This is a genomic window from uncultured Ruminobacter sp., from assembly GCA_902764345.1.
In the GTDB taxonomy this organism is placed as follows: Bacteria; Pseudomonadota; Gammaproteobacteria; order Enterobacterales; family Succinivibrionaceae; genus Ruminobacter.
On record CACWVT010000067.1, the window covers coordinates 1 to 9066 of the forward strand.

8 protein-coding genes are annotated in these 9066 nt (G+C 41.7%); 6 read left to right on the plus strand and 2 right to left on the minus strand.

Annotated features, from left to right (window positions below; genetic code table 11):
• Positions 1 to 142: 142 nt before the first annotated feature.
• Positions 143 to 652, plus strand: a complete 510-nt coding sequence (locus QZU58_RS09255) for a hypothetical protein (RefSeq protein ID WP_294496241.1) — start codon at positions 143 to 145, stop codon at positions 650 to 652.
• Between the two features lie 47 nt (positions 653 to 699).
• Entirely contained in the window at positions 700 to 1059 is a 360-nt protein-coding gene (locus QZU58_RS09260) for a hypothetical protein (RefSeq protein ID WP_294496243.1), read from the plus strand.
• Between the two features lie 260 nt (positions 1060 to 1319).
• On the opposite strand, the gene QZU58_RS09265 is transcribed toward QZU58_RS09260, so the two are convergent.
• Complete coding sequence (locus tag QZU58_RS09265; RefSeq protein WP_294496245.1) at positions 1320 to 2789, minus strand: L,D-transpeptidase family protein; 1470 nt, start codon at positions 2787 to 2789, stop codon at positions 1320 to 1322.
• Between the two features lie 452 nt (positions 2790 to 3241).
• Here QZU58_RS09265 and QZU58_RS09270 point away from each other — a divergent pair, with 452 nt between their 5' ends.
• Entirely contained in the window at positions 3242 to 4957 is a 1716-nt protein-coding gene (locus QZU58_RS09270; RefSeq protein WP_294496247.1) for a putative PEP-binding protein, read from the plus strand.
• A 278-nt stretch (positions 4958 to 5235) separates the two neighbouring features.
• Positions 5236 to 5772: a glucose PTS transporter subunit IIA gene (locus tag QZU58_RS09275; RefSeq protein ID WP_294496249.1), complete on the plus strand. Its 537-nt coding sequence runs from the start codon at positions 5236 to 5238 to the stop codon at positions 5770 to 5772.
• Between the two features lie 76 nt (positions 5773 to 5848).
• On the opposite strand, the gene QZU58_RS09280 is transcribed toward QZU58_RS09275, so the two are convergent.
• Positions 5849 to 6007, minus strand: coding sequence for a transposase (locus QZU58_RS09280; RefSeq protein ID WP_294496255.1), 159 nt, complete (start codon positions 6005 to 6007; stop codon positions 5849 to 5851).
• Positions 6008 to 6199: 192 nt separating this feature from the next.
• Here QZU58_RS09280 and QZU58_RS09285 point away from each other — a divergent pair, with 192 nt between their 5' ends.
• Both QZU58_RS09285 and QZU58_RS09290 read left to right on the plus strand, forming a co-directional pair.
• The gene (locus QZU58_RS09285; protein WP_294496251.1) at positions 6200 to 7975 is read left to right on the plus strand and encodes an AAA family ATPase; all 1776 of its coding nucleotides are present in this window, start codon (positions 6200 to 6202) and stop codon (positions 7973 to 7975) included.
• A 619-nt stretch (positions 7976 to 8594) separates the two neighbouring features.
• Positions 8595 to 8831, plus strand: a complete 237-nt coding sequence (locus QZU58_RS09290; RefSeq protein WP_294496253.1) for a hypothetical protein — start codon at positions 8595 to 8597, stop codon at positions 8829 to 8831.
• The last annotated feature ends 235 nt before the right edge of the window (positions 8832 to 9066 follow it).

Below are 9066 nucleotides of genomic sequence, written 5' to 3' on the forward strand. Positions count from 1 at the left end.
ATCTAAAAAATATATTTACATCACAAAATTGAAATCAGATGTCTCCTTTTGCTGTTCAAAAAAAAAACAAATGTAAACTAGTAACGTTATAAATTCCAACGTTTATAAATAAATTATTTTCCGTATATTAGGAGTTTGAATCATGGAAGCAATCAAATACATGACCGGTCTGCTGACCTTTTACATTAAAGGAGAAATTGCAACTGAGCAGAATTTTCTGAAGATTAGGTTCCCTAATACTCTTCTGGCTCTCATTCCTTTAGGATCACGCAAATACAACGTACCGGTAGCCCAGATATCTTCGGTAGCTTCAAATTTTAAATTTGACATTAAGAGCTTTTTCATAGGTCTTATCTTCGCCCTTATTTCCTTCAGCTGTTTTTCTGCAGGCGGTAACGGAATACTTGCAGGCCTCATCATTCTGGCACTCGGTCTCTGTCTGCTCATAAACTCTTTTATCACTGAACTTAAGGTTGATACCACTTCCGGAACCTATTACTACATTCCGTTTATTATTTTTGAAAAGGCCAAGGCTTCTCAGGCTGAACAGATGATCAGCAGTATTATTGCCAACCGCCTTAACGACACAAACAACAGACAGGTATCAGAAGCTTCAACCAATGCCATTGTTGATGCCATCAAATCAAAATAACAACCGGATTTTCCGGGCATGATGACCGGCAGATTAAGAGGGTAAAAATGTCAGAGACGGATTTCCAGCATTACTACAGAGAAATTAGGGGAAGGGACAAAAAAGCTGAAGAGGAAGCCCCTTTACCCCATATATCGGAAACCAGTGTGTGGACCGTATTCGGTTTATCCGTGGGGACAGCCTCAATAATAATCGGCATTTTTACCTCTTACGCCGTAATTCTTGCGGGATTTTCACTATTCATGTCGGTTATCGGCTTCATTAGGAACAGAACTGATAAGCTCGGTATCGCATCAGTCATATGCAGCGCTGCAGGCGTGCTTCTCGGCATTGCAATGGAAGCTGTCAGAATCATGTTTTTCGGAGACGGAAATCTGACATTCTTAAATGAATTTCTCCATATGTAGTTCTCAGAGGAGCGGATGCACCGCTCCTCTTTTCAATATCTCCCGTACTTAAATCTGACGGCCGTGTAGCCGTGTCCTTTATCCGCATCCTATGGTCAGGATCTTTAGCCGCGTCCTTCAGCACCTTCGGTAATCGGTTCAGTTCCTCAGACACATTGTTTATGCCGTTTTCCACCGCAAAAGACTATTCGTAAGGTCATGGCGTAATGGCGTAATGCCGGTACATACCGGCTTACGCCTTACTGCCGTCGCCACTCAGATTATTTAAAGAGATTGAGAAGATCCGGCGGAAGTCTGGAATCAGGTACATCAAGGGAATAAATGTCCGGAAGATAATAAACCTTTCCGTTTTCTGCGATGTATGAGGTCCAGTATGCGAGATAAATCGGCACCTTATGCTCCAGTTTCAGCCAGGTGGTTCTTTCCGATTCTATTATTTTGTCAACCTTGTCCGGACTGAGCTCGTCCCTCAGCAGATACTTTGCCAGTTCATTGGACTTCTGAACCCTCACGCATCCGGAACTGTACATTCTTGAAGCGTTTTTGAATTTACCGGGACTGTTGGTGGAATGCAGAAATATGCTTTCCTTGTTCGGGAAATTGAACTTGTAGCGCCCCATAGCGTTATTGTTGCCCGGTCTCTGAACGATTCTGAATTTTTTAAAGCCCTCAGAGGTCAGATCCTCCTGAGTAAGCTCACTCGGATCCACCTCTTCTCCTGCGAGATAGATGGTTATCCCTTTTTTGGCAAGGTAGAATCTGTCTTTGCGGAGCATCGGCAGATAATCCTTTTCAGAAACGGTAACCGGTGCCGTCCATGAAGGATTGAGAATAACGTTGTCTATTCTGCTGCTGAGTCTCGGAGTCTGTCGATCGGTTCTGCCTACGACCACATTGCTCTGAAGCACGCTCTTTCTTCCGGAATAAACATTCATTTCCATCTTGGGAATATTTACGAACACGTAGCTTTCACCGCCGTAAAGACCGGGATGATTCATGCGAATCATGGTTCTGGCAATGCTTACCGCTTTGCTTTCATGGGTTTTGAAGATAAGATCATACGTGAGTCTGCCCACCATTCCGTCAGGCTTCAGACCTTTGTCGAACTGGTAATTCTTCACGGCCTCGGTCAGTTCAAAATCAAACTCGCCGTTAATGGGACTGTATTTGTCCAGATATCCCTGTTCCTGCATGAAAAGCTTAAGTGAATCCACGTCTTCCCCGTGACTTCCCTCCTTAAGCAGTCGGAACGGATAAGGTTCAGACTCGGTTGCGGATCCCTTCAGCTGTTCAAGCATTTCCCGTCTGTAGGAAATGTAGTTCGGTATTTTAGGTCTGAGCATGGTCAGCTTCTGCTCAAGCGTACCGTTTCTCACAGATTCCTCATATGCTTCCACGTCTTTCACCGTAAAGGCGTTATCCTGCTTTCTGAAGGACAGATTCTGGGTATTTTCCCAGGACACGCCGGCAAAATTATCCCTGAACCTCTTTACCATCAGGTAGCTGAGGGCCAGTTCCAGCCCGTAATCAGGAGTGCTTCTGCTGTTCTTAAGACGCATGTACTGACGGGTGTAGCTCTTATCAAAATTCGCCACGGCAATTTCAAGAAGCTGAAGGTGAATCTCCTTCTGCAGATTCACGGAAGGAATCTGCACATCCTCGGCCCTGACGGCTGCCGTACTGAAAAAGAGGCATACGGCAACCAGAAAAGACAATATAACTCTGTTCATTTGACCTGTCTGTAGTGTTATCTGTTTTATATTCATCCGGCCATCCGCCCCATACCGGAAGGCTTCATGAAAATTCATCAAAGGCCTGCAGGTAAACAGTCAGCGGCACTGGCACGTGCATAAGCGATTATATCAAAAAATGAAATACGACATTATATCCTGTTGCCATTGTCTGACCGTCTGCCGCATCTTTTCTCAAGGATTATGATTTGCCGCAGCATGAAAAAGTTTTCATAAAACATGACATCAGTTAAAATCTTTTCGCTATTTTTAAATATCACACAACTTATGTTCTATAATCATTCTGTGAGATTCTGACAGCCGACCTGCCGTACGGCCGTTTTTCAAAATTAAAACTAAATATGAATCCCCGTCTTTAAAACCACTTTCTATAGTCATATAATGGCGATCTACTCAGCTGTGGTCAGAATTAATAGGTTAGAGGTGCTACCGTGCAAGAAGGATTTGTCATAACTGAAGGTGTGGCCTGTGCACCTGCCGTTATCTTCAAAAATGATCCGCCTACGGTCAACATAGTACGTATATCTCCGGAAGACGTTGAAGACGAGATTACTCTCTACCGGACAACGCTTGAGCGTACGCACAGGCTTTTTCTGGAAGAGAAAAACAACGTCCAGTCCGTCGTGGCCAGGGAATTTCTGGACGTGGCGATTCTTTACCTGACCGACAGTTACGTTAAAAAGCTTATTGAGGACCGCATCAGAAACGAACTCTGCAACGCCGAATCGGCGGTAATGCGCTGCTACCATGACTACATAAACGAGCTCATCAGTCTGAATGACCCGTTTGTCATGCACAACGAGTTTGAAATTCACAATCTTGCGGAAACGCTTGTTCTTGAACTCAGAAAAAAGAAGGTTACGATTCCTGACATAACGGAAGATTCCATTCTTGTCTGCAATAACATTACTCCGGCTCAGTTCCTGACAATGAATACCCAGCACATAAAGGGAGTACTCCTTGAAGACGGAAATACCCAGAGTCATCTGGCCATTGTTCTGAGAAGCAGTAAAATTCCGGCAATATTCAACGTATCCAATGCCACGAAGCTCATAGCTCCCGGCACGAACGTTCTTGTTGATGCCTACGCCAACAGGGTTTATCTTGATCCGCTGGATGAGTTAATCTGGCAGGCCAACAGGAATGCCCAGAAATACCACAAGGTCAGTGAAAGTGCCATAGACATCATCAAACCGATGATGGCACAGTACAAGACCTCGTCTGACGGCGAACGCATGCGTATTCTGGCCAACATCAATTCCATCTCCGAAATCACCAAGCTTGCCTACCTGCCAAGCTCAGGCATCGGCCTTTTCCGGACCGAATTCCTGTTCATGAACTGCAGTCACGAACCTGATGAGGAAGAACAGTATCAGGTATACAGACGCATTATGAACATGCTTCCGAGCAATTACGAGATCACCTTCCGTACATTTGACTTCAATGCCGACAAGCTCCCTCTGTACATGAGCATGTCGTCGGCCTTCAGCGTCGATACCAACCAGCATCAGCGCAAAACCCTGATAACGCAGCTCAGGGCCATACTCAGAGCCTCAGCACAGAGACAGATTCGCATCATGTTCCCGATGGTTGCGGAATATGAGGAAACAAAGGAGCTGATTGAGCTGTATAACAGCGTGAAGCAGTCGCTCACTTCCGAAGGCCATGACACCGGCAGGGTCAAAATAGGCATAATGATAGAAACTCCGGCCGGAGCACTCATGTCAGACTCTCTGGCTCCGCTTGTGGATTTCTTCTCCATTGGCACGAACGATCTTACCCAGTATACCGAAGCCTGCAGCAGGGAGGCAGCCACCCACAGAAATGACGAACTTACCCCTGCCGTACTGAAACTCATCTGTCTTACCGTAAAAAATGCCCGCAAACACCATATCCCGGTATGCATCTGCGGAGAACTTGTTCACAACCTTAACTATCTGGCCCTTTTCATCAGCATCGGTCTGCGTGACTTCAGCGTGGCTCCGTTCTACCTGAACAAGCTTCTGGAAAAAATTCATGAACTTGAGGTTAAAATTGATCTCAATCTGGAAGCCAAGATCAATGCAATTCTTACCAAAAAGGAAATCATAAATCTCAACAACAGTCTCATAGCCCAGAACTTCGGACATTCGGGCATTATCGACTAGTCCCCCTTGCCGGAACACCTGGCATTCATGCAGGCTGGTTCCGGAGGACAAAATGGTTCTTATCTAAAGCACACATCTTATTCCTCACTTCCTCATTATTTCTAAATTTTTCTCCACAACGTGCAGACACCAATCCACCTGTAATCCGCACGGACATTGACATACACCTTACAGTGATTTGTTACAAAAGCTTCAAAAAATGATATGATGTTAGAATGAATAGAAGAGTTTAAATTTTTTACGACATTCATTTTGAATACCTTCTATAAGGATTACTTATGTGGTTTAATTTTAAATTATCCAAAGAAGACGAGAATGATTCGGATTTAACCCTGATTGCACCTATATCCGGTACTGCCATCCCTATCGAAGACGTACCTGATGTCGTTTTTTCTGAAAAGATTGTGGGTGACGGAATTGCCATCAAGCCGACCAGTAATAAAGTGGTTGCCCCATGTGACTGCGTAGTTGAATCAATTTTCAAAACAAAGCATGCCCTCATTCTGAAGACCGTTCCGTATGATCTGCTTCTGTTTATTCACATAGGTGTGGATACCATTGATCTGGGCAGTAATGAAATCTTCTCCCCTCTCGTAAAGGAAGGAGATACCGTCAAAGCAGGTGAACCTATAATGGACTTTAACCTTGATCTGTTGCAGAAGCGTCTGAAATCCACCATTTCACCGATTCTTATTTCCGCCAATTCACTGCCGAACCTGGCCTCACTGGAAAAAATGACGGAAAGATGTACCCACGGCAGTACCCCAATCATGAAGATTAAGCTGAAAAGCACCGGGGAACCTGAAAAAGAATAAACAGCGTGCTCAGGATTGCGAATGAGCAGCAATTCATCAGGCATCTGACTCAGTCAGATGCCTTTTTTATGGTTCCTCACGGAATTGTTGGGAGACCGAGTGAGGACTGGTATCTGATTAGTGTGAAGAAATAACCTTCATCCCGGTACCCGAATGCAATTCGTTTAGCCACTTTAATCCTATTATTTGTACCCTCTAATTTTCTTGTACTGATGGGATGGGTAGCGTGGTAGATAACCCCAACACCATTCGTCCCGCCTTACGTATAATCTGTAATCAGTAATTTTTTATAAAACAATAAGCTACTCGTAATGTGTAATTCCTGTGCTGTTTATTGCAGGAATGTCAATAGAAAAGGCTTGATGTTCATGCTAGACTGTATAATATTAGGACAGTCTGCGTATGTCATATTCAGAGGTAATCAAAAATGTTGAAGTCTATACGAATCGGAGCGGAATCATTCCATAAGCTTATTGAAAGTGACAGCTACTACGTTGATAAGACACCTTTTATCAAAACCGTGTTTAAGGATAATACAACTGACGTAATGCTTATTACCAGACCTAGACGATTCGGAAAGACCCTTACCATGTCTACCTTTCACGACTTTCTGGCTCTTGATCCGAAAAACCCCGGAGATATATCCAAACAGGAAAAATGGTTTAAGGATACAACTATTTTTAAGGACGAAAAGGCGTTCTGCGATGAATACATGGGAAAATTTCCTGTAATTTTCATTTCACTAAAATCTGTTGCCGGAAAAGATTTTTTGAAGGCATATCAGCAGTTAGGAAGCACCATATATAAGATGCTTCGTCAATTTGATTATCTTGCTGAAAGCAAAAAGCTTAACGATGATGATATTAGCGATTTTAAACGTTTAAAAAACGAAACATATCTTTGCGATCCGAACAATCAAAATGCTGTTATAAATTCTTTAGAAAGGTTGTGTTACTGGTTAAGTATACACCATGAAATTAATCCTATTCTGCTTATAGATGAATATGACGTACCTATAGCCAAGGCTGCCCATTATGGTTATTACGATGACATGATTGATATAATGAGTCCTTTTTTAAGCAATGCTTTAAAAACCAATACGTATCTTGGCAGGGCTATTCTTACCGGATGCTTAAGGGCTGCCAAGGAAAGTATTTTTACCGGACTTAATAATTTTAAGAACTGTTCAGTTCTGGATATTGGGAAAGTGGATATTTCCAAGGGAATAGGTTTTACCAAAGAGGAAACTCAGAAAGTTCTTTCATACTACGGGCTTTCAGACCTATACGAAGAAGTAAGAAAAAATTATGACGGCTACTATTTTGGTACAGTTCATATGTACTGCCCGTGGGATGTAATGTCCTTCTGTGATGACAATTACATGCTGAATGATAAAGAAAAGAGTCTTATTCAAGCCGATAACTACTGGATAAATACAAGTGGTAATGATGCTATAGAAGAGTTTATGGACTTTATTGAGCCTAAAGACATAGAGGACATGCAGAATCTTCTTGATGGCAAATCAATCTCTACGGAGGTAAGAAAAGCCCTCTGTTACGGCGATCTCAGGAAGCATGATATAACAGATTTCTGGACTTTATTACTCTATACCGGATATCTTACTTTTGATCCTATGTCATATTCTTCAGAAACCAAAAAGTACAATCTGTATATTCCTAATGAAGAAATAAGGGACTGTTTTAGATCAAAGATTCTTAATTTCTATAAGAATAATTCATTTATTAAGAACTATACCAATGAATTAATAAGAGGATTGTTTGAAGGGGATGCTGAAACGGTTGAACAAAACCTTAACGACCTTCTGGCGAAGTATGTTTCTATTAGGGATTTCTCTGTTAATGCACCAAAAGAAAACTATTATCACGGCTTCATTAACGGTCTGCTGGTAAACGGAACATCACTCATAGAGGAACAGAAATCTAATTTAGAATCAGGAAATGGTTATATAGATTTGGTAATACAGTCAATAAAGAACAAAGGGGGTATCGCAATTTTGGAATTAAAGCATACTCCTGACGAAAATGAAGACAAAGTACTTATTGCCGAAGATGCCATTGAACAGATTATTGGAAAGAAGTACGCCGATCCGTATATTAAGAGAAACGACATCAAATCTGTTCTTACATACGGCATTTGCTTCTGTAAAAAATCATGTTCAGTTGTGGTCAAGAAAATGAAATAAAAGTTATAAATTGTTTTTGATAAGTAATAATAACAACAATGTTATCCCCTCTTTGCGGATCGTTTATAATCCGTAATCAGTAATTTTGATAAACCAATAAGCTCGAATAAAATGCACCCGGCGATACATTTTACCAGGTTGGATGGTGTTGTAGTCCGTCAGAAACGGACATTTGGATAACACTTCCGTAGGAAGTCCACGGATCAGGACGGAAGTCTGAAAGCATGACTGCTTCACTGCATTCCGCTCAACACGTTTATGAAGTCAGGTTGGGATTAAACTCTTTAATGACGGTGGTTATCTTCTCACTCTCATGAATCATGATGATTGTTCCATTAACGCTCCGGTACATGGCAAACAGAGCTCTTTTAATTTACAAACATTAATTTAATCACATACATAGAAATATTAATTGCGATTTATTTGTAATCTATTACAATATTGATTATAATTTAATCAAAATCTCTATTGTTTGGTACAGGGGTATAAATACACCCCGGAATTATTAACAGTGACAGAGGTATGGGACATGATCGGATTAATACTGTTTATAATCATAATATCTCTAATTCTTCTATTCATTTCATGGATAATGTCAAGTCCGGAGGGAATTTGTACTGTGGTTACTATGCTTATAGGCACCCCGCTGTACCTGATATGCGGTAAGGACGTCGGGTTTGAGGCATGCATCATAATATCCATGATGGGACTAATCGGATTATTCTCAGTTATTGTCCTGATACTCTGGATAGTGGAAAAGATATTCATACCGTTGTGGAACTGGTTCTGTGATATAAACGGATGGGAAAAACGCAAGTTTACCAAGAAGGATCCTTTTGGCTTAGATGCTTTATAAAGAGAAAATCCATCCAGCTCCGTGTTTAGAGTAAAACAAACTAATTGACAGTAAAGTTTAACAGTATCTCACTGAGATTATTCAACAGATGTGCTAGACTGTATGACATGAGAATCATGTTAATCGGCGTTGGATTCAGAGGATGACAGAATGTTAAAGTCTATAGGTATTGGGGCAGAATTATTTCATAAGCTTATTGAAAATGACTGCTATTACGTCGATAAGACTCCTTTTA

Coding starts and splice junctions, on each gene's coding strand:
- QZU58_RS09260 (WP_294496243.1), top strand. CDS start 700: ATGTCAGAGACGGATTTCCAGCATTACTACAGAGAAATTAGGGGAAGG.
- QZU58_RS09265 (WP_294496245.1), bottom strand. CDS start 2,789: ATGAACAGAGTTATATTGTCTTTTCTGGTTGCCGTATGCCTCTTTTTC.
- QZU58_RS09255 (WP_294496241.1), top strand. CDS start 143: ATGGAAGCAATCAAATACATGACCGGTCTGCTGACCTTTTACATTAAA.
- QZU58_RS09285 (WP_294496251.1), top strand. CDS start 6,200: ATGTTGAAGTCTATACGAATCGGAGCGGAATCATTCCATAAGCTTATT.
- QZU58_RS09275 (WP_294496249.1), top strand. CDS start 5,236: ATGTGGTTTAATTTTAAATTATCCAAAGAAGACGAGAATGATTCGGAT.